Annotated in this window: 20 protein-coding genes; 11 read left to right on the forward strand and 9 right to left on the reverse strand. The window is 69.8% G+C overall.

The window, feature by feature from the left end:
* Positions 1-550, reverse strand: a 550-nt coding sequence (locus FL311_RS25910) for a Clp protease N-terminal domain-containing protein (protein WP_305036171.1), incomplete at its 3' end; no start/stop codon positions are given.
* 229 nt (positions 551-779) lie between these two features.
* Between FL311_RS25910 and FL311_RS25915 the strand changes: the two genes are divergently transcribed.
* The 8 genes from FL311_RS25915 to FL311_RS25950 are packed head-to-tail and all read left to right on the forward strand — an operon-like array spanning position 780 to position 8,882.
* Positions 780-1,487 carry a YIP1 family protein gene (locus FL311_RS25915; RefSeq protein ID WP_141328987.1) on the forward strand — a complete coding sequence of 236 codons (708 nt, stop codon included), beginning with the start codon at positions 780-782 and terminating at the stop codon, positions 1,485-1,487.
* On the forward strand, positions 1,484-2,827 hold the full coding sequence (locus FL311_RS25920) for a TolC family protein (protein ID WP_141328989.1): 1,344 nt from the start codon (positions 1,484-1,486) through the stop codon (positions 2,825-2,827). The genes FL311_RS25915 and FL311_RS25920 overlap by 4 nt, the downstream gene beginning before the upstream one ends.
* Entirely contained in the window at positions 2,824-4,092 is a 1,269-nt protein-coding gene (locus FL311_RS25925; protein ID WP_141328991.1) for an efflux RND transporter periplasmic adaptor subunit, read from the forward strand. Before FL311_RS25920 ends, FL311_RS25925 begins: the two co-directional genes overlap by 4 nt.
* Complete coding sequence (locus FL311_RS25930; RefSeq protein WP_141328993.1) at positions 4,089-4,844, forward strand: ABC transporter ATP-binding protein; 756 nt, start codon at positions 4,089-4,091, stop codon at positions 4,842-4,844. The genes FL311_RS25925 and FL311_RS25930 overlap by 4 nt, the downstream gene beginning before the upstream one ends.
* The gene (locus FL311_RS25935; protein ID WP_141328995.1) at positions 4,841-6,079 is read left to right on the forward strand and encodes an ABC transporter permease; all 1,239 of its coding nucleotides are present in this window, start codon (positions 4,841-4,843) and stop codon (positions 6,077-6,079) included. Before FL311_RS25930 ends, FL311_RS25935 begins: the two co-directional genes overlap by 4 nt.
* Positions 6,080-6,083: 4 nt before the next feature.
* Complete coding sequence (locus FL311_RS25940) at positions 6,084-7,316, forward strand: ABC transporter permease (RefSeq protein WP_141328997.1); 1,233 nt, start codon at positions 6,084-6,086, stop codon at positions 7,314-7,316.
* Between the two features lie 56 nt (positions 7,317-7,372).
* Positions 7,373-8,371, forward strand: a complete 999-nt coding sequence (locus tag FL311_RS25945; protein WP_141328999.1) for a cysteine synthase A — start codon at positions 7,373-7,375, stop codon at positions 8,369-8,371.
* A 34-nt stretch (positions 8,372-8,405) separates the two neighbouring features.
* Positions 8,406-8,882, forward strand: coding sequence for an RICIN domain-containing protein (locus FL311_RS25950; protein WP_141329001.1), 477 nt, complete (start codon positions 8,406-8,408; stop codon positions 8,880-8,882).
* Here the strand turns inward: FL311_RS25950 and FL311_RS25955 are convergent.
* Positions 8,813-9,481 (reverse strand): class I SAM-dependent methyltransferase, encoded by a 669-nt coding sequence (locus FL311_RS25955; protein WP_141329003.1) that lies wholly within the window; start codon positions 9,479-9,481, stop codon positions 8,813-8,815. The genes FL311_RS25950 and FL311_RS25955 overlap by 70 nt on opposite strands.
* 278 nt (positions 9,482-9,759) lie before the next feature.
* On the opposite strand from FL311_RS25955, the gene FL311_RS25960 reads away from it, so the two are divergent.
* Complete coding sequence (locus FL311_RS25960; protein WP_141329005.1) at positions 9,760-11,073, forward strand: hypothetical protein; 1,314 nt, start codon at positions 9,760-9,762, stop codon at positions 11,071-11,073.
* A 7-nt stretch (positions 11,074-11,080) separates the two neighbouring features.
* Positions 11,081-12,262 carry a hypothetical protein gene (locus FL311_RS25965; protein ID WP_141329007.1) on the forward strand — a complete coding sequence of 394 codons (1,182 nt, stop codon included), beginning with the start codon at positions 11,081-11,083 and terminating at the stop codon, positions 12,260-12,262.
* On the opposite strand, the gene FL311_RS25970 is transcribed toward FL311_RS25965, so the two are convergent.
* The 4 genes from FL311_RS25970 to FL311_RS25985 all read right to left on the reverse strand — a co-directional run bounded on the left by FL311_RS25970 (position 12,250) and on the right by FL311_RS25985 (position 16,164).
* Entirely contained in the window at positions 12,250-13,884 is a 1,635-nt protein-coding gene (locus tag FL311_RS25970; protein ID WP_141329009.1) for an ATP-binding protein, read from the reverse strand. The genes FL311_RS25965 and FL311_RS25970 overlap by 13 nt on opposite strands.
* Positions 13,853-14,548 (reverse strand): response regulator transcription factor, encoded by a 696-nt coding sequence (locus FL311_RS25975; protein ID WP_141329011.1) that lies wholly within the window; start codon positions 14,546-14,548, stop codon positions 13,853-13,855. The genes FL311_RS25970 and FL311_RS25975 overlap by 32 nt, the downstream gene beginning before the upstream one ends.
* Before the next feature lie 472 nt (positions 14,549-15,020).
* Positions 15,021-15,431, reverse strand: a complete 411-nt coding sequence (locus FL311_RS25980) for a hypothetical protein (RefSeq protein ID WP_141329013.1) — start codon at positions 15,429-15,431, stop codon at positions 15,021-15,023.
* A gap of 211 nt (positions 15,432-15,642) precedes the next feature.
* Entirely contained in the window at positions 15,643-16,164 is a 522-nt protein-coding gene (locus FL311_RS25985; protein ID WP_141329015.1) for a hypothetical protein, read from the reverse strand.
* A 351-nt stretch (positions 16,165-16,515) separates the two neighbouring features.
* On the opposite strand from FL311_RS25985, the gene FL311_RS25990 reads away from it, so the two are divergent.
* The gene (locus FL311_RS25990; protein ID WP_141329017.1) at positions 16,516-17,523 is read left to right on the forward strand and encodes a hypothetical protein; all 1,008 of its coding nucleotides are present in this window, start codon (positions 16,516-16,518) and stop codon (positions 17,521-17,523) included.
* Positions 17,524-17,591: 68 nt separating this feature from the next.
* On the opposite strand, the gene FL311_RS25995 is transcribed toward FL311_RS25990, so the two are convergent.
* From FL311_RS25995 to FL311_RS26005, 3 genes are all read right to left on the reverse strand, one after another.
* Positions 17,592-18,416: a hypothetical protein gene (locus FL311_RS25995; RefSeq protein WP_141329019.1), complete on the reverse strand. Its 825-nt coding sequence runs from the start codon at positions 18,414-18,416 to the stop codon at positions 17,592-17,594.
* 350 nt (positions 18,417-18,766) lie between these two features.
* Positions 18,767-19,582, reverse strand: a complete 816-nt coding sequence (locus tag FL311_RS26000; protein WP_141329021.1) for a GNAT family N-acetyltransferase — start codon at positions 19,580-19,582, stop codon at positions 18,767-18,769.
* A 91-nt stretch (positions 19,583-19,673) separates the two neighbouring features.
* Positions 19,674-21,289: VWA domain-containing protein (locus FL311_RS26005; protein ID WP_228557077.1), on the reverse strand; the 1,616-nt coding region annotated here is incomplete at its 5' end.

Consider the following 21,289-nt stretch of genomic DNA (forward strand, 5'->3'; position numbering starts at 1 on the left):
GGGGAGGAGGCTTCGGCGGCGCGGCCGGCATCGGGCGCGGCAGGCTCACCGCCACCGCGGAGAAGGGCAGGGGAGACGGCGGCGCCCCGAGCGGTCGGCTCTGCACGGGCCGCGAGGTGGTGACGTGCGTGCGCCCCGGCTGCAGCTTGCGCGGCATCCGCCCGCTCACGAAGTAGGAGACCGCCGTGGTGCGCAGCGTCGCCAGATCCAGGCCCGCGTGCATCAGCAGCTCCTGGGCCCCGCAGCGCACCCGCGTCACCGCGATGAGCAGATGGAGGCAGTCCGCCTCCTGGGAACCACAGCTGACCGCGATTTCACGGGCCTTCTCCCGCAGCTCGCGGACCAGGCCATCGTGCTCGGCGGGGGCGGCGGTGAGCAGCTGGAGGAGGGCATCCTCGTCCACGCCCCGCTCCTTGAGGAGCAGCTGCGCCCGGTTCTCCACCGTGAACAGCGCCAGGAGCACGTGGGCCGAGGTAAGCTTCTGGGCCACGCTCCGGGCAATGTCGCTGGCTTCTTGGAGGACCTGGGCGAGATCCGTGCTTTCGACCATTCGAGCTCCGGCAGGCGTGCAGCCGAGCGGAATACACCCTCTCGATCCCGACGGCAAAATTTCCGCAACAGGTTGCTACAGGTCTGCGGAATCCTTGAAGTAGAAAGCCGCCCGACCTTCCATGCGGATGGAATTCGGCCGGCTGGCTGCCCGTTCACCGCGGAATTTCGACTGGCCGAGCAATTGCCTGAGGGGGACTGCCGTACTTCCCTCCGAGACCACCCACCTTATGACCTCACTCGTCCAACCCGTGCGCGTCTTCATCGACCCTGTCGAGGGGACGCCCGCCGCCGTCGAAGCCCGCCGTTGGGTCTGGCCCCTCCTCATCCTCGCCCTCTGCGTGTCCGCCTCCGGGACGCTGTTTTCCCTTCGCTGGGACGCGACCCCGGATGTCATCCGTGAGCTCCAGTCCTCCGGGGAGATGGCGACCATCTCCGAGGCGGACCTGAGCGACAAGATCCAGACCGCCTCCCGCAAGGCCCTGGTGGGCGGCATCGCCAAGGGCGTCTTCGTGATGCCGTTCCTGGCGCTGCTGCTGGCCGCCATGCTCTGGGTCGTGTCCTGGCTGTTCGACCGGCCCGTCCACTTCGAGAAGCTGATGTCGGTGGCGGCCATCGCGCTGCTGCCCATCGCGCTGTACCACCTCATCCTCACCGGCTGCCTCGCGGCGCAGCACACCGTCTCCGTCTCGCGCGTGCTCCAGCTGGTCCCGTCCCACCTGGGCGCGTTCCTGGGGGGGCTGAGCCCGAAGATGGCGCGCGTCGCCTCCACCGTGGACTTCTTCAACCTCTGGAGCACCGCGCTGCTCGGCCTGGGCTTCTCCGCCGCCACCGGCATGCCGCGGACCCGCGCGCTGCTCTTGTCCCTGGCGCTCTACGCGATGTTCGCGGGCGTCATGATGGTGGGCTTGCCCGGCTCGGCGGGAGGTGGCCGATGAACGCCCTCATCGTCGCGACGCTCCTGTCGGCGTCCCCCGCGCCCACGCCCATCACCCTGCAGCAGGCCCGCGAGGAGGGCCGCCAGAGCACCACCGCGCTCACGGCGCTCCAGGACCTGGAGGTCAGCCAGGAGGACGTGAACATCCGTCGCTCCGCGCTGCTCCCCCAGCTCTCCGTCAACGGCTTCGTGGGCAAGCGTTGGCTCGGCCGCCGCCAGACGTTCGACCTGGTGCCGGACGTGAACAACCCCGGCGAGTTCGTGCAGATCTCCGTCGAGTCCAAGCCCACCAGCACGGGCGACTACGACCTGGGCGCCGTCATCAGCCAGAGCATCTATGACCGCGCGCTCTGGAAGCAACTGGAGCAGGCCGGCATGCTGCGCGACGCGCAGGCGAGCCAGGCCAAGGAGGAGGCGGACACCGCGGAGCTGGAGGCCATCCGTCGCTTCTTCACGCTCTTCCGCACCCAGGCCACCCGCCAGGTGCTCGACGCCACCGTCAAGCGCAGCGAGGAGCAGCTCGAACGCGCTCGCTCCCTGTTCCTGGCGGGCCGCGTGGGCAAGGTCGAGGAGATCTCCGCCCTGGTGAACCTGGGCAATGATCGTATCTCCTTTGTCCAGTCGCTCAGCCAGCTCGTCACGGACCAGGGCCAGCTCGCGGTGTGGTTGACGCGTCCGGGCACCCAGCCCGTGGAGGCGGTGGACCCGGGCGTGCTCCAGTCGGAGCCCGGTCCCGCGCCCACCATCGAGCAGGCCATCAGCGTGGCCCGCGAGCAGCGCCCGCTGCTCAAGGCGCTGGAGGCTCGCGTGAGCGCGGCGGAGCTGGAGCGCGCCATCGCCCGCGCGGACTACATCCCGAAGCTGTCGGCCCAGGGCATCTACACCCGCCAGGGCCCGGACGCCGGCCAGGTCTTCACCGAGCCGCGCCTGCAGAACAACTTCATCGGCCGCCTCAACCTGGACTGGAACGTCTTCAACGGCTTCATCACCCCCGCGCAGACCCGGCGGGCCGAGGCCAACATCCGCAAGGCCCAGCTGCAGCTGGCGCAGTCCGCGCGGGAGATCGAGGCCGAGGTGCGCACCGCGCACCAGTCGCTGGAGGCGCAGATCGTCGCCGCCCGGCTGGCCGCGGAGAACCGCGAGGCCGCCGTCCAGGGCCTCAACCTGGCCGAGGAGCGCTTCAAGGCCGGTGCGGGCTCCACGCTGGAAGTCCGTGACGCCCAGCTCAGCCTCACGCAGGCGGAGCTCAGCTTGTTGGAAAACAGAATCGATGTCGAAATCGCCCGCTTCACCTTGATGCGGGCCATGGGCGCCCTGATGAGCCCGGGAGAGACGAAATGAAGTGGTGGAAGGGTGTGATCGCCGGTGCGCTGTTCCTCGGTGCCGCGGCCATCACGGCGGGAGGCCTGAAGGAGCGTCCCCCGCCGTCCCAGGAGGTGCAGATCGCCAAGGCTCGCAAGGGCACCATCACCCGCACCATCACCGGCGCGGGCAAGGTGCAGGCGGCCACGACGGTGAAGATCTCCTCCAGCCTCTCTGGAGACCTGGTGGAGCTGCTGGTCAAGGATGGCGACGCGGTGAAGAAGGGCCAGGTGCTGGCCCGCATCGACCGGCGCGTCTACGAGGCGGCGCTGAAGCAGGCGATGGCCTCGCAGAACGCGGCGCGCGCCGACGCCCAGGTGGCGGAGGTGGAGGTCAGCCGCACCACGCAGGAGCTGGGACGCGTGGAGGGCCTGGTGACCAAGGGCCTGGCGTCCGGCGCGGAGCTGGAGGTCGCCAAGGCGAGCAAGAACACGGCGGAGGCCCGGCTCGCGTCCGCCAAGCAGCTGCTCGCGCGCAACGTCGCCGTCGTGGAGCAGGCGCAGACGGACCTGTCGCGCACGACGATGTTCTCGCCCATCGACGGCAACGTCATCGAGCTGTCGCGCGAGGTGGGTGAGCGCGTGCGTGGCTCGGAGCTGGCCGAGGACGTGGTGATGACCATCGCGGCGCTGTCCGCCATGGAGGTGAAGTTCGAGGTGGGTGAGCACGAGGTGGTGCACCTCAAGCCGGGCCAGCCCGCGGACGTGACGCTGGACGCGCTGGAGGGGCAGACCTTCGCGGGCTCCGTGGTGGAGATCGCCCAGAAGGCGCTCATCAAGAACGAGGGCACGGAGGCCGAGGTGACCAGCTTCCCCGTCACGGTGGCGCTGGACATGCGGCCGCCGGGCGTGCTGCCGGGCATGAGCGCGGAGGCCCGTATCTCCGCGGAGACGCGCAGCGACGTCGTCCTGGTGCCCATCCAGGCGGTCACGGTGCGTGCGGAGCGCACGCTGCCGGATTACAAGGAGCCCATCGAGGGTGGCGCGCTCAAGGCGCGGCGCACCGAGTCGCTGGCCAAGGTAGTCTTCGTGGTGGACGCGGCGAACAAGGCGCAGGTGCGGCGGGTGCAGACGGGCATCGCGTCCGACACGGAGCTGGAGATCCTCTCCGGGCTGAACGATGGCGACCGCGTGGTGGAGGGCCCCTACCGCACGCTGTCGAAGGAGCTCAACCACGGGGACAACGTGCAGGAGCCCGAGCAGGGCGGCGGTCCGGGCGGCATGAAGGGCGGGCGGAAGTCGTGAGCCACGGCAGCGGCGCCGGCGATGGCCGGCTCATCCAGGTGGACAACATCACCCGCGTCTTCCACGTCGGTGGCGAGGAGGTGCGGGCGCTGCGAGGCGTCACCTTCGGCGTGGGCCGGGGCGAGTGGGTGGCCATCATCGGTCAGTCCGGCTCCGGCAAGAGCACGATGATGAACGTGCTGGGCTGCCTGGATACGCCCTCCAGCGGCCGCTACATGCTCAACGGCAAGGACGTGTCGCGCATGAGCGACGACGAGCTGGCCGTCATCCGCAACGTGGAGATCGGCTTCATCTTCCAGACGTTCCAGCTGCTGCCGAAGGAGACGGCGCTGGCCAACGTGGAGCTGCCGCTGGTGTACCGCGGCATGCCCGCCAAGGAGCGGCGGGAGCGGGCGAAGGCGGCGCTGGACAAGGTGCAGCTCACGCACCGCATGCACCACCGGCCCAACGAGCTGTCGGGCGGTCAGCGTCAGCGCGTGGCGATTGCCCGCGCGCTGGTGTCCGAGCCGTCCATGCTGCTGGCGGACGAGCCCACGGGCAACCTGGACTCGGCCACGGGCGAGGAGATCGTCCGGCTGTTCGAGCAGCTGCACCAGGCCGGCCACACGCTGGTGCTCGTCACGCACGAGCCGAAGCTCGCGGCCCGGTGTCCGAGGGCCATCCGCCTGAGCGACGGGGAGATCGTCGCCGACGGGCCGGGGCGCGAGGTGGCGCTGGGCAACGCCGCGGCGATGGCTGCGGGGGGCGCATGAAGCACTGGGCGGGTTTTCGGGTGGACATCCTGGAGGGCGCGCGCATCGCCCTGTTCTCGCTGCGCGCCAACCGCCTGCGCACCGTGCTGACGACGATGGGCATCGGCATCGGCGTGGCCACGCTGCTGGCCATCGTCGGCATCATCCAGGGGCTCAACACGTCCTTCCACCGGCAGCTGGCGAGCTTCGGGGCGAACACGCTCTACGTGAGCAAGTACCCGATGATCATCAAGGGCGACTGGTGGAAGTACCGCGGGCGCAAGAACTTCACGCTCGACCAGGTGCAGCGGCTGCGCTCCATGGCGCCCTTCATCAGCGTGATGTCGCCGTCGGTGTCGCGGCTGGCGGACGTGTCGTACGCCAGCGAGCAGATGTCCACGGTGCGCATCCAGGGCGTCAACCACGAGTACCTGGGCATCTCCGGGTTCGACATCACCAGCGGGCGCTTCCTCACGGAGGCGGACGAAGAGGTGACGCGGCCGGTGGCGGTGCTGGGCGCGGACGTGGCGGACCGGCTCTTCCCCGGCATCAGCCCGGTGGGGCGCACCATCCGCGTGGACAACCGCTCCTTCCAGGTGGTGGGCACGCTCAGTCGCAAGGGCAAGGTGGTGAACCAGAGCATGGACCTGCTCGTCATCATCCCCTTCAAGACCTTCTACAGCAGCTTCGGCAAGGGGCGCCCGTTCGAGATCGCGATGGCCGTGGCGGACGCGGGCCAGGTGCGTGCGGCCGAGGACCAGCTCATCGGCATCCTCCGGCGCATCCGCGGCACGACGCCGGGTGAGCCGGACGACTTCAACATCAATAAGCCGGAGGCCATGGCGCAGACCTACGCGCAGCTCACGGGCGCGCTGTATGGCGTCGCGGTGGGCGTGGGCCTCATCACGCTGCTGGTGGGCGGCATCGGCATCATGAACATCATGCTGGTGTCGGTGCGCGAGCGGACGCGGGAGATCGGCGTGCGGCGCGCGCTGGGGGCGCGCAAGCGCACCATCGTGGTGCAGTTCCTGATGGAGGCCGCCAGCGTGTCCGCGGTGGGCGGCCTGCTGGGGACGACAGTGGGGCTGGGGACGGCCAAGGTGGTGTCGCTGATCACGCCGCTGGCGGCGGACGTGCAGACGGGCACCATCCTGGGCGGGGTGTTCTTCGCGGCGCTGGTGGGCCTCTTGTTCGGCATCTGGCCGGCGGCGCGCGCGGCGAACCTGGACCCCGTGGAAGCCCTCCGGTACGAGTGAGCCGATGCGAGCCTTCTTCGACAACCTCCGGCTGGCGCTGGGCACGTTCCTGGGCAACCCGCTGCGCTCGCTGTTGACGCTGCTGGGCATCGTCATCGGCGTGGCCACGGTCATCACGATGATGGGGCTCATCGAGGGCCTGCGCACCAAGGTGAACCGCGACCTGGGTCGCCTGGGCGCGCACACCTTCCAGCTCACCAAGTGGCCCGCGGGCGGCTTCGGCCGCTTCAACTGGGCCAAGTTCGCCAAGCGTCCGGACATGACCCTGGAGGACGTGCGCGCCCTGGAGCAGTTCTGTCCGTCGGTGGGGCTGGTGGCGCCCTCGGACGACCAGGGCGGCCAGAAGGTGTCCACGGTGAGCAAGGAGACGCGGCCCGCGGTGCTCATCATGGGCGCGTCCACGACGTACCCGGCGGTGAGCGGGGTGTCCGTGCAGTCCGGCCGCTTCTTCAACGAGGTGGAGGGGCTGGACGGCCGCAACGTCATCATCCTGGGCGTGGACGTGGCGGACGAGCTGTTCCCCGGCATCGACCCGGTGGGCTTCGAGGTCCGCCTGAAGGGCCGGCCGTTCCGGGTGATTGGCGTGCTCCAGCGGCGCGGCAGCTTCCTGGGCATGGTGAGCCTGGACAACCAGGCCATGATCCCGCTGCGCGTGTTCCAGCAGCTCTACGGCAAGGAGCGCTCGCTGGACATCGACATCCAGGCGAAGGACCCCGGCCTGTTCCGCAAGGCGCAGGACGAGGTGGCCACGCTGATGCGCCGCCGGCACAACCTGGCGCCCGACGAGGCCAACGACTTCGAGCTGCACACCAACGAGTCGGTGACGGCGTCGTTCAACCAGCTCTCGCAGGTCATCACCATCGCCGGCGTGGGCGTGTGCCTGCTGTCGCTGGTGGTGGGTGGCATCGGCATCCTGAACATCATGTTGGTGTCGGTGATGGAGCGCACGCGGGAGATTGGCGTGCGCAAGGCGCTGGGCGCGAAGCGGCGGCGCATCCTGGGGCAGTTCGCCACGGAGGCGGTGCTGCTGGCGCTGCTGGGTGGCGCCATGGGCGTGGGCCTGGGCTTCGGGCTGGTGTTCCTGGGCGACTGGATGGTGGGCTTCCCCGTGTCCGTGCCGCCGTGGGCCGTGGCCCTGGCGCTGTCGATGAGCTGCGGGGTGGGGCTGTTGTTCGGAATCTATCCGGCCGCCCGCGCCGCGAAGCTGGACCCCGTCGAGGCGATGCGCAACGAGTAGCCGCAAGCGGACCTGGCGGGTTGCCTCCCTCCCCGGACTCCATTAGGGGAGGGGGCATGGCGCCTCGCATCGGCTCGCTGTGGGACTCGGTCGGCAACACCCCGCTGCTTCGCATCGGCTCGCTCAGCCGCGTCACCGGCTGCGACATCCTGGGCAAGGCGGAGTTCATGAACCCGGGCGGCAGCATCAAGGACCGCGCCGCCAAGGGGATGATCCGCCGCGCGGAGGAGCAGGGGCTCTTGAAGCCTGGCGGCACCATCGTCGAGGGCACCGCGGGCAACACGGGCATCGGCCTGGGGCTGCTCGGCCGCGAGCGTGGCTACCGCGTCGTGGTGACGATGCCGGACAACCAGGCGCGCGAGAAGTACGAGTACCTGGAGGCCATGGGTGTGGAGGTCCGCAAGGTGCCGCCCGTGCCCTTCGCCAACCCGTCCCACTTCTTCCACCAGGCCCGCGCGCTGTCGGAGGCGCACGGCTGGTTCTGGGCCAACCAGTTCGAGAACACGGCCAACGGTGACTTCCACTACGAGACGACCGGGCCCGAAATCTGGGAGCAGTGCGAGGGTCGTGTGGACGTGCTCGTCGCCTCCGTGGGCAGCGGCGGGACGATGTCCGGCGTCAGCCGCTTCCTCAAGGAGAAGAACCCCGCGCTGCGCGTGGTGCTCGTGGACCCGGCGGGCTCGGGCCTCTACTGCTACGTACGCGAGGGGAAGCTGGAGTCGTCGGGTTCCTCCATCACCGAGGGCATCGGCATCATGCGACTCACGGCCAACTTCCAGGCCGCGCGCGTGGACGAGGCGATGCGGCTGGGTGACGGCGAGATGCTCGACATGCTCTACCACCTGGCCCGCGAGGACGCGCTGGTGGTGGGCACCTCCGCGGCGCTCAACGTGCGCGCCGCGTATGAAATCGCGCGGCAGCACGCGGGGAAGGGCCTGCGCATCGTCACCTTCCTGTGTGATCACGGCAGCCGCTACGCGTCCAAGGTCTTCAACGCGGAGTTCCTCGCGTCCAAGCAGCTCCAGGTGAAGCCGCTCCCCACCGACGCCCGCTGACGCCCGCCGTGCAGTCCCCGCCGTCAACACGCGGGTGAGCTACGTCACCACGACGGGCCTGGACGGCGAGGACATCGACTGGGAGTACCCGGACCCGGGCGCGTCCGCGCAGAACTTCGCGGCGCTCATCCGTGAACTCGGCGTGGCGATGCGCGCTCGCGGCAAGCTGCTCACCGCGGCGGTGGTCGCCATCGTCAACAAGAGCACCGGGCGGTGCCTGGACATCGACGGGCCCAGCACGGCGGACGGCGCCACCATCCACCCGTGGGATTGCCATACCGGCGCGAGCCAGCTCTGGGTGGTGGAGCCCACCGACAGTGGCTACTCACGCTTCGTCTCCCTGCACAGCGGCAAGGCGCTGGACGTGAGCACCGCGGACGGCGCGGGGACCCAGCAGTGGGGTTATTCCGGCTGGAGCCGCGGTAGCGCGCGTCCGCGCGCTCAGTGCGGCGTGGAGAAGCGCCCGGGCTCCTGTCTGGAGGCGCCCGGGTGCGTCTTGCGGAACACGTAGTAGTCCGCGTGGCGTGTCCACTCGGGGCGTCCCTCGGTGCGAGGCGCGCGAGGCCCTCGCGTGGCCTGACGCGGGACCAGGTAGGTGTCGAGCTCCTGATCGCTGAAGGTGAACTTGCCGCGCAGCTCCTTCATCACCGCGACGAGCGCCAGGTTCTCCTCGGCCGCGGCGTCGGCCGCGTCGCCGTGGTGGTCGTTCGTCACCAGCAGGCCGCCCACCTTCAGGTACTTCCCGCACGCGCGGGCGATGCCTCCGGCATAGAGCGAGAGCACCAGGTCGAAGCTCTCGTCCAGGATGGGGATGGGCTGCGTGAAGTCCTGCGCGACGAAGCGCACGTAGGCCTTCTGCGCGTACTGCTGCCGCGAGCTGATCTTCCGCAGCACGCCGTCCTTGTTCGCGAAGAAGCCCTGCGCCAGATCGTTGCGGTCCACGTAGACCACGTGCTGGAAGAAGAACGACGGGGTGATGTGCACGAAGCACCCCGGGTACAGCACCGTGTCCACCGCCACGTAACGCTCGCGGAGCACCTCGAAGAGGCCCGCGCGCTCGAGCTGATGATCGACCACAAAGCCCTGGTAGATCTCCTCGACTCTCTCCATTTCCTGGATTTGAGCCCCTTCCTGGGCCGGCTGACAACTTTGTGACAGCGATGCGCGCGGCGCGCGCGACGGACGCGGAAAGTCACAGTCGGGACGGCCGGTGCGGTCCGAGAAGACTCCGTCGCGAGGTGTGCACACCCGCTTTCCCTGCGTGCGGGTCGACGAGCACTCACCTCCGGGGCCCGTGACGAGGGCTTGCACGAAATCCGCACGAACATTCCTCGGGAAGCGCACGGGTGCGCCATCCGCATTGCACTGCGCGGGACGAGTCTGGGGGCATGAATCCTCCAGCCTTCCCGCCTCGTGCTCCGAGGACGTCCGAAGGCCCCATCCGCGGGGCTTTCCGGTGGCTCGTCGCGCACCACGTCTTCGGCAGTCTCTTCATCGTCGTCTTCGCCACCGCGGTGATCGCCGGTCAGGTGGCGGGGCGGACGGACTTCGCGAACTCGGAGCTGGCGGCTGGGGTGGAGGACCGGTGGGGCGCGCCCGTGGTGCAGCCCGCGCCGTCGCTGCGCTACGTGCACAGCGGCACCATCTTCACGGAGCTCAAGCCGTTGGCGTTCGACCGTCAGCACGTGGAGGTGCTGGCGAAGATGAACTACCGCAAGCGAGGCCTGCGCTACTTCTCCGGCTTCGACTTCAACCTGGGCGCGGAGTACGCGGTGGTCAACCGCGAGGGCCACGACATCGACGTGGCGTTCATCTTCCCCATGGAGATGGACAAGTCTCAGGTGCTCCTGTCGGAGCTCCAGTTCCTGGTGGATGGCAAGGAAGCCAGCCTGGACCTGGGCGAGTCCGGCAACCGGCTCGTCTGGACGGGCCGCATCGCCAAGGGGGCCACGGCCCGCTTCGTCATCCGCTACCGCGCGCGAGGGCTCGACTCGTTCATCTACAAGTTGGATCCGGCGCTCTCCGCGCGCGACGTGCGCGTGCACCTGGCCGTCGAGGGCGGGGACAACTACGACTATCCGGCGGGCGTGCTGTCCGCGTCGTCCGTGCAGGCGGGCAGCGACACCGTCACGCTGGACTGGGCGTTCCAGTCGCTCGAGTCCGGCGTCAACCTGGGCGTCATCCTCCCGTCGGAGAAGACGTTCGACTCGATGGTGTCGCGCATGGCGGGGCGCGCGTGGGTGCCGTTCCTGGTGCTGGTGGCGCTGCTCGCGGCGCTGGGGCTGCGGCACAAGCGGCAGCTCGCGCTGCATGAGTCGTATCTGCTCGCCGCCGTGTACGGCTTCTTCTTCGTGCTGCTCGCGTACCTGGCGGCCTTCATGAACTTCTATGTGGCCTATGCGGTGAGCGCGCTGGGCCTGGGCGCGGCGGTGGTGGCGTATGCCAGGTGGCTGTTCCCGAAGGAGCGCACGTCGGTGCTCGCGGGACTGTGGGGCGCGACGCTGCTGGTGCCCACCGGCGCCGTCATCCTGGAGGGCTACACGGGCCTCATCTACACGCTGGAGATCCTCGCCGGCCTGCTCGGGCTGATGGTGCTCTCCACCCGCGCGAGCGTGCGCGCGTTCCTGTCGGACCTGTCCCAGCCCGGCGCGGCCCCGAGCGCGGCCCCCGTGTCCACCCCTGTCACCCCGGAAGCGAGCTGAGCCCATCATGCGGACCCTTTCCCTCGTCGTCGGAATCCTGCTGCTCGCTCCCAAGGCACTGGGCGCGCCCGAGTCCACTCCGGCTCCCGCCGGCACCGCCACCGTGCCGCTGGAGCAGCTCATCCCGCTGTACTCGCAGCGACAGACACCACCTCCCGCGCCGCCCACCGAGGCGCTGGTGAAGAGCGAGCTGAGCGGGCGGTTGTCCGCGGATGCGCTGCAAGTGGAGGCGAGCTTCGACGTGGAGGTGCTCGCGGATGGACGCTGGACGCAGGTGCGCCTGCTGCAGCTCGACGCGGACACGTACCCCACGGCCCTGCCCACGCTGGAGGGCGCCACGGTGGGCGTGGTGGATGGCTTCCTGTGTCTGCTCACGCGCAAGGCGGGGCGTCAGAGCTTCGACGTGAGCCTCACCGTGCGCTCATCGGGCACGGGGCCGGAGCGTCGCGCGCAGCTTCGCTTCGGTCCACATGCCTCGCCGGTGCCGCTGGCGCTGGAGGCGGACACGTCCGTGTTCACGCTGCTGGAGTCGCTGCCGTCCTCGGGTGAGGGCTATGCGCTCTATCCCGTGCAGGGCGCGCTGCGCGTCGGTTGGAAGGCGGCGTCCCAGGTGGCGCAGGCGACGAAGCCGCACGTGCGTCCTCCGCTGGAGCCGCGCATCTCCGAGGCCACCGCGACGTGGGTGTCCACGCTGGAGGGCCGCGCCACGCTGCGCGTCGGCTACACGTTGAGCCTGGACCGTGAGCAGGCGCTGGAGCTGAGCATCCCGGAAGGGCACGCATTGGAGCGCGTCACGCTCAACGCCATCCCCGTGCCCGTGGAGGCGGTGACGGATGGGGTGCTGCGGCTGAAGGTGGCGCCCGCGCGACTGGGCGAGACGTCGGGGGCGCTCGAGGTGGTGCTGACGCGGGAGCTGGGCGTGTTCCACCTGTCCGGTCGGTTGAAGCTGGCGCTGCCGCGCGTCTCGTGGCCGGTGGCGGAGCTGCGGGCCCGCGCACACTTCCCCGCGGTGTTCAACTATCGCCGAGAGGGCGGCAGCCTGGAGCAGTTCGAGGCGGTCGAGGCCACGAGCCAGGGCGCGACGTTGCCGGGCAAGGTGCTGCACTTCCGGCAGTACCTGGTGGCCGCGTCCTCGCCCACGCTCGAGCTGGGCTACTCGGTGGACATCTCCAACAGCTACTTCCGCTGATGCACGGCGACGGCGAACGCGGAGCCCTTCGTCTCCGGGCTCGAGGGCAACAGCTCCAGGCTGGAGCCGAACGCGCGCAGCATGGACTGGGAGATGGTGAGGCCCAGGCCCGTGCCTCCGCGCTCGCGCGCCGTGGTGAAGAAGGCGTCGAAGATGCGGGCGCGGTTCGACTCGGAGATGCCTCGTCCGTCGTCCCGCACCACGACGCGCACGATGCCGTCCGACTGCGTCTCCACGGCGAGCGACACGCGCACGTCCTCGCCGCCGTGCTGACGGGCGTTGGTGACGAGCTGCCAGAGCACGTCCTCCATCACCTCGGAGGGCAGGGCCACGGTGAGGCCCTCGGGGACGGGGCCCACGTCCACGCGCTCCAGTCCCTCCGCGTGGGCCCTCGCGGTGACGGCCTTGAGCAGCGGGGCCAGCTCCACCTGGGCGGGCGTGGCGGTGATGGAGTCGGCGCGGGCCAGCTCCAGCAGGCGTTGCACCAGCCGCGTGAGCCGGCGCGCGTCGGCGTCGATGTTGGAGAGGAAGCGCGTGCGCTGCTCGGGTGTCATTGCGTCCGCGCTGTCGCGCAACAGCTCCACCGCGCCCTGGATGGAGGCCAGCGGGGTCTTGAACTCGTGCGAGACGTTGGCCGCGAAGGAGCGGATGTACTGGTTGCGGTCTCTGAGCGCGGTGGCCATGCCGGCGAGCGACTCGGACAGCTCGGCCAGCTCCGCGACGACGGGACGGGCCAAAGGCTCGTAGCCCTCCGGCGCGCTGGCGGCGATGGCGCGCGTCTGCTTCACCAGGGCCCGCACCGGGCGGCCCAGCAGCGCGGCGGCGGCCAGCGACATCAACCCGAGCGCGCCGAGCAGCACCAGGCCCGTGGCCGTCAGGTTCCAGCGGTCCGCGTACGTGGCCTTGGCGAAGGTCATCGGCGTGCGCGCCAGCACCACCACGCCCCAGACGCGCTCGCCTTGAAGGACGGGCAGCGCCACCGAGACGCGGATGCCGGTGTCTCGACTGAGCGAGGCCAGGGGTGTGTCCTCGGCCTCGGAGTGACGACGGCGCAGCACGCTCGCGGGCTCTCCTCGCAGGGCCTGCTGCACCTCGGGTCGGTCGGCCAGCGTCGTGCCCAGCACGGCCGGGCTGCTGCTGGCCACCACCACGCCGCTGGTGTCGACCACTCGGATGCCCGCGAGCGTGGCGGCGCGCACGTTCTCCAGGAGAGGGTTGAGCTTCAGTCCCGTCTCCAGGGCCCACGGCTCGCCGGGCACGAGCGCGCGCGGCGGCTCCTCGTCCGCGGGGAGCGGCTCGTCCGAGGCCTTGAGCGAGGGGAGGATGGGCCGCAGCCGCTTGTCATCGGGGATGGGGAAGGGCCACTTCGCGGTGCGAGTCCGTCCGTAGTCGCCGTCGCCGACGCGCTCGGCCAGCGTGGCGCGATAGAGCTCCACCACCACCGCGCCCTGCGTGAGCAGCTCCATCTCCGTCTGGCGGATGAGCTGGTTGTCGTAGACGCGCACGAAGGCGAGCCCACCCAGCGTGAGCACGAAGCCGGCGAGCCCCACGGCTGCGAAGACCATCCACAGCCGGGGCTGGGGGCGGCGGCTACGGGATGGCGAGCCGATAGCCGAGGCCATGCACCGTCTCGATGACTTCTCCGCCGACACCGGCGAACTTCTGCCGCACCCGACGCACATGGCTGTCGATGGTCCGGTCACTCACCACGCCGTCGTCGTAGACGCGCGTCATGACCTCGTCCCGGGTGAAGACCTTGCCCGGCACGCGCAACAGCGCCGCGAGCAGGTGGAACTCCGTCACGGTGAGCACCACCTCGTGCTCGCCCCACCAGGCGCGGAAGCGCTCCTCGTCCAGCTTCAAGGGGCCGCGCATCAACGGCTTCGACGCCGCGGAGGCCGGGTTCTCGGGCGCGGGCCGCGCTCGGCGTAGCACCGCCTTCACGCGCGCCACCAGCTCACGCGGACTGAAGGGCTTGGTGAGGTAGTCGTCGCCGCCCAGCTCCAGGCCGAGGATGCGGTCCACCTCGTCGTCCCGCGAGGAGAGGAAGACGATGGGCAATTCGTGCGTGCGCCGCACCTCGCGGCACACCGTGAGCCCGTCCATCTCCGGCATCATGATGTCCAGGACGATGAGCGCGGGGGGCGAGCGCTGGACGTGGGCCAGCGCCGCTCGCCCCTCCGCGGCCTCCTCCACGCGGAAGCCGCCTTGCTCCAGCGCGAAACGGACGATGTCCCGCAGGTGCGGATCATCATCGACGACCAGGACGGTGGGACGTTCAGCCACGCGGCACTCGGGTTGGGGAGGGCGTGGAGTCTACCTCCGACACGCCCGGACCTGGGCGTACAGTCACCTTTCCATTTTTTATTCGGGTCGGACGCAACCCGGTGCGGGCAGGACCGATAACCCCAAGGAATGCGGTCGTCTGGCTTCGGGGGAAGTCAGCGCCACCTGATTGACGGAAGGACGAGCGACCTCGGGGGAGGGGCTCGTCCGGTTCGAGCCGGGGCGGCTGCTTGCGCCCCGGCTCAGCCTGTCAGTGGGCTTCGCGAACCTTCAGTCGCCGCGAGCGCCGTCGCGGGCGACGGATGGCCACCGCCGCCGCGAGCATCAACACCACCGGAACGAACACCAACAACGTTTGAGCCGTCACCGTCTCCCTCCTCCATGCACTATGGCGGAGGGGTCTGACGTTCCTTCTCCGGAAAACCTGAAATAGCCAGGACTCCCGGTGTCGGGAGAGGTGTGACGCTTCGGCTTAGCCGCAGGCGAATTCGCCGGAGCGAGCGTGCACCACGGCGCCGGTGGCGTCCGTGACGGTGGCGGTGATGTGGATGGAGGAGAAGTAGGTCCCGGATTCGTCAGGGGTCGGACATGTGAAGCTGCGGCTCGCAACTCCCGGCATGGGGCCGGACGTGTAGTACCTGCCCGTTGCCTCGACGTAGGTCCGCAGGGTCCACGTATAGGTGAACGGCGCGATGCCCTCGGTGACGAGAGCATCGCAGTAAACCCGAGCCAGGCCCTGCGAGCAGAAGAGCGACGCCGTGAGCCCCGCCCTCTGCTCGCCCAGCGTCTCCTCCGACGTGGTCGTGTCCTCGAGCGGGCCGCCACAGGCCATCAGAACGGTCCCAGCTCCGAGTACCACCGCCACCATGCGCTTCGTCTCCATGGATACCTCCGCGAGCGATTCAGGTGAAGGATGCGAGTGAAGCCTATCGCGGATGACAATGAATGGCATGGGCCCGGGGAGACCATGCGCTCGTGACTGGGATTGCGCCGTCAGCGCTCATGCGCGGTGGCGAGCGTGTGGACACGTCCAGCACGGCGCGGACGTACAGCAGGGCAGGGCGGCCCCGAGGAGCAGCCCTGCCCGGAGGGGACTACCACCGCTCGATGGAGGTGATGGTCAGCGCGAACGGGGGGCCGGAGAAGCTGGAGTTGTTGGTGCAGGGCCGCTCGGCGATGTCACCCAGGTTGGCCGAGTAGAAGCCGAAGGTGGAGCCGTTGCCCTTCTCGTAGAACACGCTGCCGCCGGGCAGGGTGACCTTCCACACGAAGTTGAAGCTGTCGTACCACTTGGGGGACGTGCGGTGGGAGATGAAGCTGCGCACCGTCACCGTCCAGGTCCACGGCGCGGACGCAGGCGCGGCGACCGTCTGCGTGTTGTCCCAGTCGAACGCGACCCAGTTGTCCAGCCCGCCCCAGCCGTGGATGAGCTCCACCGACGTGCCCCACGGCAGGGAGAGGTTCCGGTACGACATCCGGATCTCCGCCTCGTAGGCGCTGGCGTACAGGCAGGAGTGCAGCGACGCGCGGCCATCCGCCCAGTGCTCGATGGCGAAGGACGACGAGGACGCGAGGAACAGCGCGAGGGCGCAAAGCTTTCGGACAGCCGAGGTCATGAAGAGACTCCCAGGTGATTGGTTCGGCGCGCGTCTCTATCACGAGGGTGGGTTCTCGTGCACTCCCTGTATGTCTGTTCACTCCTCCTTTCCCCGGGAGTTGTCGGGTCCGTGAAACATCGTCTCGTGGCGTGGGGCGCTTTCGGAGGCATCCGGAATGACCCATCCCTCCCTGACACGTGGGCCGGGTGGGTGGTCCAAAACCGACGCGCATGATTTGCGCACGGGTGTCCACCCGGCCCCGGTTGTGATTGGGTCTGATTCCACTTCCGGCGTGTCTGCCATTGTTGCAGGCTGAGCCCTCGCGCACGGCCAGACGGTTCGTGTCTGCGTGCGAGAAGGGGAACATCCATGCGCATGGCGAAGAGTGTCTGCGTCGTCGGCTTCCTGCTGGCGATGGTGGTGGGCTGTGGCTCCGGTTCGCAGTCGGGGGCCGTGCAGTTGGTGATTGGCGACCAGGAGGCGGCGGCGACGGAGTCGAGCGTCGTCCGCATCCAGGTGGTCGTCTCCGGCGCGGACTTCGCGGACATCCAGCAGGACCTGGTGAAGACGGGCTCGGTCTGGGGAGGCACCATCGCCGGGATTCCCGCGGGCACCGACAGGACGCTCACGGTGTCGGCCTTCGCGGCGAACAACGGGCTCGAGTACCAGGGCCAGGCGACGGGCGTCACCATCGTCGGGGGCGAGACGGCGCTGGTGGCCGTCACGCTGCATGACATGACGTTCGGCCACCACGACGACAACGACGTGCCCATCATCGACTCGGTGTCGGTGTCGTCGAGCACGGTGGTGGTCGGGGAGCAGCTCACGCTGGGCGCCACGGCGCATGACCCGGTGCCGAACGACCTGCTGTCGTACTCGTGGGGCGCCACGGCGGGGCAGCTGAGCAGCACCTCGGTGGCCAACCCCACGTGGACGGCGCCGACGTCGCCGCAGACGGTGACGCTCACGCTGACGGTGCGCGACCAGCGCAATGGCGTCAGCACCGCGCGCCTCACGGTGGAGGTCGTCGGAGCGCCGCCTCCTCCGGGCGGGAGCGCGGAGGTCCACGTGAGCTTCAACAGGCCGCCGCTGGTGCTCTACGTGCACGCGAGCGAGGGCCGGGTGGTGCTCGGACAGAGCACGGCCGTCATCGCGAACGTGTTCGACCAGGAGCGCGATGCGGTGACCTACCAGTGGACCGCGTCCTGCCCCGGCACGTTCAGCACGCCGACCGGGCAGTCCTCGAACTTCACGCCGACGGAGGTGCCGTCCGGCGCGTGCAACAACTGCAGTGTCACCATGACGGCTCGGGACAGCCGCGGCGGCGTCCGCTCCGGCTCGGTGAAGCTGTGCGTCGTCTCCACGCCCGCGCCGTGACTCCGGGCGTTCGCGGTTGAGCGGCTTCACGGGGGCAGGGGCTTCCGCCGCTGCCTCCGCGCATGCCTTCAGCGGATGAGCGGGGTGGTGCGCTCCGAGCCGGTCCTGGACACGCGGCGGGTCTCCCGCCCGTTGAAGTCCACGGCCTCGCCTTCCCCCACCAGCGTGCGGATGGTGATGCGCGACAGGCACTGGCTGTCGTCCACGGTGTGCGTCACCACGTAGCGCGGCACGCTGGAGGCGGGCTCACCCAGGCGCAGGCGCATCTCCCGCAGGGCGTCGATGTAGCCCGCCAGCGGCTCCATCCTCGCGAGCGCGCGCCGCAGCACCTTGTCCGAGCGCTTGCTCATCACGCGATCCCACACCAGGTAGCCCGCGCCGAGCGTGGCGGAGCTGGTGAAGAACATCACGAAGTTGAGCATCCCCCCGAGCAGCCGGTTGCGGGTGAAGCCCTGCTCACCCGTCGCCTCGGTGAGGATGTCCTTGAGCGTCTCCACCGCGGACTGGTTCGCCATCCCCAGCCACTCGCGCGCGTCCTTCGGGCTGCCCAGCAGCAACCGGCACAGGCCCAGGTGCAGGGAGATGAGCGAGACGCGGGCCGTGTCGCGCTCGGCGCCCAGCGCCTCCGTGAAGCGGTGGCCCGCGGCCCTGATCTGCTCCAGCCGCTCGTCGCGCGTACACGTGGGCCGGGTGGAGGCCTCCAGGTGCGCGCGGCCCGCGTGGAAGGCGCCCTCGCGCAGCAGGTGCGGCTCCCGGTGCAGATGGCCCAGCAGGACCAGCTGCTCTCCCTCCGTTCCCAGCAGCGCCTCCTGCAGCGCCACCGGCCCCTCTTCCTGATGCCTGCCGTTCACCTGTCGAGGTGTGGCCAGGATGAGGTCATTCCACGTCGCCATTCGCGGACTCCCGTGTGCTGCGGCGCCTCTTGTCTCCGGCGATCCCCCTGGAGACCAAGTCTGCCACAGCCACGCGGTTTCACGAGCCTGGGTCAGCGCATCCGCCGCCGCCTCTCGCCCTCTCATCCCCAGGAGGCCGCGCGCTTTCAGGCCCGGCAGAAAAAGGTGACGGTGTTCTCGTGAGGTCACGTTTCTTCGCCAGGCTGTCGCGCATTGCTGGATTGGTACCGCGAGAATGATGAGGCCTCGGGCCCATGGGTCCTTCGTGCCCTCCAGGGTGGGCTTTCGTGCAGAGCCCTCGTTCGCGAGGGAGGGGTGAGAGCGTCCTCGTGGCGAGAGCCGAGTGCGTGTCAGGTGCTGCCAGGCGCGGGGGCCTCGTACATGCGGAAGCGCGTCACGGGGCGATAGCCCATGCGTTGATACACGGGCGCGCCGGCGTCGGTGGCGTGGAGCACGGAGCGCTCGATGCCCCACGTGTCGCGAGCCTCGCGCAGCGCGTGCCTCATGACGAGCTCCGCGGCGCCGAGCCGCCGGTGGCCGGGGGACGTGGCGACGAGCGCGATGTATGCGAGGCCGTCCACCCGTAGCACCACGGTGCTGCTCGCGGGCGCGTCCTCGCGGCAGGCCACGAAGCCTCGGGTCTCCTCGTCGTACAGGGCCTCCGCGTCCAGGGCCTCGCGCCCCGACTCGCGGCTCACGTCGTAGGCGAGCGAGTTGATGTCGGCCACGGCCTGGCGTCCCCAGGTGTCCTTCACGGGGCGCACGTCGAGCGAGGGCAGGGCGCGCACGGGCTCCGAGAGCCGCTCGCACACCATGCCGGTGACGGTGGTGAGCGGGCGCAGCTTGTACCAGGCGAGGATGGACTCGGCGCGCTCGCGCACCTGGGGCGCGAGCCAGTCGTCCGAGACGACGAACGTCCACGGATGACGGCCGGTGGAGAAGTAGCGGGCCGCGGACGCGACGGCGGCCGAGAGCGCCTGCTCCGTCGTGGCGGGCGCGCGCAGGAAGGCCGCGTTCATCATCGCCCAGGAGACATGGCTCGACGCGATGAAGACCTCGGGGCGCTCCACCACCTCGCCCGCCCTGCCGCCCAGGGCCAGCTTCCGCCAGGCGCCTCGGAATTGCGCATGGGACTCGTCGATCTCTGCCTGCGTCGCGGAGTGCATGGAGGGCTCCAGGGGCGAGGGGTGAAGGATCGATTGTACCCCAGGTGCTCCGTCTGGAGGCGCGGTGCCCCCGGTGCCCTCTGTTCCTGACTCAACGCGCGGCCACGTCGCGCAGCAGGTGATGCGCCTCGCCCAGCAGCGCGAGGAACTCCTCCCGCTCCTCGTTGCCCGAGGGCGTCGCGGAGCGCGCGATCTCCCGCACCTGGTCCAGGCTCCACTTCTCCGCGTGAGGGCTGCGCCGCAACAGCTCCGCCGCGCCCATCACCGCGGTCGCGAAGCGCAGGTCCGAAGGGGCCTGCTTGAACGTGGGGGAGAGCGCGCTGGCGGGGAAGGGGAAGGCGCGCTCGGAGGCGCTCTCTCCACGAGGGCGCTTGGCGCGCACGCGCACCGTGGCCAGGCCCTCGCCCGCGCCGGGCATGAGCTCCAGCTCGTACAGCGCGGTGACGGAGTGGCCCGAGCCCAGCTCTCCCGCGTCCACGCGGTCATTGCGGAAGTCCTCGTCCGCGATGTCGCGGTTCTCGTAGCCGACGAGGCGATAGCGGGACACCTGCTTGGGGTCGAACTCCACCTGGAGCTTCACGTCCTTCGCGATGACCTCCAGCGTGCCTCCGAGCTGCTCCACGAAGATGCGCCGTGCGGCCATCAGCGAGTCCACGTAGTGGTGGTTGCCGTTCCCCTGGTCCGCGAGCTGCTCCATCATCGTGTCCTGGTAGTTGCCCATCCCGAAGCCCACCGTGGTGACGGTGATGCCTTCCTTCACGTGGCCCCGGATGGTCTTCAGGATCTCCTCGTGGGAGGTGCTCCCCACGTTCGCGTCGCCGTCGGACAGGATGACGACGCGCGACACCGACTCGCCATCCAGCGTCTTCATCGCCTCCTGGTAGGCCAGCTGGATGCCGGAGCCCATCGCGGTGCTCCCGCCCGCGGTCAGGTCCTCGAGGGCGGCGTGGATGCGGGCCTTGTGCTCCATGCCCGTGGGAGGGAGGACACGGCGCACCGCGCTCGCGTAGGTGACGAGCGCCACGGTGTCGCCGTCGCGGAGCTGGTCCACGAGCATCCGCAGGGCGCGCTTCGCGAGCGGCAGGCGGTCCGGGGACTGCATCGACCCGGAGACGTCCACGAGGAAGGTGAGGTGCGCGGGCTTGCGCTCGGAGACGCTCAGGCGCTTGCCCTGCACGCCGACGCGCAGCAGGTGACGTCCGGGAGTGAAGGGGGAGGGCGCGGCGTCGAGGTGCACGGCGAAGGGGGCCTCGTCCGGTGCGGGCGCGGGGTACGTGTAGCGGAAGTAGTTGAGCATCTCCTCCACGCGCACGGCTTCACGCGGTGGCAGGGTGCCCTCCTTCAGCTTGCGCCGCGCCAGCGTGTACGAGGCCGTGTCGACATCCGCCGCGAACGTGGAGAGGCGGTCCTTTTCCGTGACGACGAAGGGATTCACGCCGTGGTCGCGGTAGCCCTCCTGGTTGGAAGTGGCGTCCGAATCAGGACCTCGGGACGAGCCGGCGAGGCGTCCGCTGCCGCGCCCCATGCTGCCGATACCCGCGATGCCGCTGCTCTTGCCACCCAGTATCGCGACGCCACCGCCACCGGAGCCGCTGCCCTTGACCCCCAGTCCGCCCTTGCCATGGGCCGCGCCGAACATGTTGCCCATCGCGGAGCGCAGGCGCGCGGAGTTCCCGGAGGGCGGGGGCACCGCGCTCGGTGCGGGGG

Origin of the sequence: Myxococcus sp. AB025B, from assembly GCF_006518215.1 — a bacterium.
GTDB classification, from domain to species: Bacteria; Myxococcota; Myxococcia; order Myxococcales; family Myxococcaceae; genus Myxococcus; species Myxococcus fulvus.

What these genes read in the sequence shown, in the direction of transcription:
- FL311_RS25985 (WP_141329015.1), bottom strand. Translation starts at nt 16,164, where the DNA reads ATGACCTCGGCTGTCCGAAAGCTTTGCGCCCTCGCGCTGTTCCTCGCG.
- FL311_RS25915 (WP_141328987.1), top strand. Translation starts at nt 780, where the DNA reads ATGACCTCACTCGTCCAACCCGTGCGCGTCTTCATCGACCCTGTCGAG.
- FL311_RS25965 (WP_141329007.1), top strand. Translation starts at nt 11,081, where the DNA reads ATGCGGACCCTTTCCCTCGTCGTCGGAATCCTGCTGCTCGCTCCCAAG.
- FL311_RS25990 (WP_141329017.1), top strand. Translation starts at nt 16,516, where the DNA reads ATGCGCATGGCGAAGAGTGTCTGCGTCGTCGGCTTCCTGCTGGCGATG.
- FL311_RS25945 (WP_141328999.1), top strand. Translation starts at nt 7,373, where the DNA reads ATGGCGCCTCGCATCGGCTCGCTGTGGGACTCGGTCGGCAACACCCCG.
- FL311_RS25920 (WP_141328989.1), top strand. Translation starts at nt 1,484, where the DNA reads ATGAACGCCCTCATCGTCGCGACGCTCCTGTCGGCGTCCCCCGCGCCC.
- FL311_RS25935 (WP_141328995.1), top strand. Translation starts at nt 4,841, where the DNA reads ATGAAGCACTGGGCGGGTTTTCGGGTGGACATCCTGGAGGGCGCGCGC.
- FL311_RS25925 (WP_141328991.1), top strand. Translation starts at nt 2,824, where the DNA reads ATGAAGTGGTGGAAGGGTGTGATCGCCGGTGCGCTGTTCCTCGGTGCC.
- FL311_RS25980 (WP_141329013.1), bottom strand. Translation starts at nt 15,431, where the DNA reads ATGGAGACGAAGCGCATGGTGGCGGTGGTACTCGGAGCTGGGACCGTT.
- FL311_RS26000 (WP_141329021.1), bottom strand. Translation starts at nt 19,582, where the DNA reads ATGCACTCCGCGACGCAGGCAGAGATCGACGAGTCCCATGCGCAATTC.
- FL311_RS25970 (WP_141329009.1), bottom strand. Translation starts at nt 13,884, where the DNA reads ATGGCCTCGGCTATCGGCTCGCCATCCCGTAGCCGCCGCCCCCAGCCC.
- FL311_RS25995 (WP_141329019.1), bottom strand. Translation starts at nt 18,416, where the DNA reads ATGGCGACGTGGAATGACCTCATCCTGGCCACACCTCGACAGGTGAAC.
- FL311_RS25955 (WP_141329003.1), bottom strand. Translation starts at nt 9,481, where the DNA reads ATGGAGAGAGTCGAGGAGATCTACCAGGGCTTTGTGGTCGATCATCAG.
- FL311_RS25940 (WP_141328997.1), top strand. Translation starts at nt 6,084, where the DNA reads ATGCGAGCCTTCTTCGACAACCTCCGGCTGGCGCTGGGCACGTTCCTG.
- FL311_RS25960 (WP_141329005.1), top strand. Translation starts at nt 9,760, where the DNA reads ATGAATCCTCCAGCCTTCCCGCCTCGTGCTCCGAGGACGTCCGAAGGC.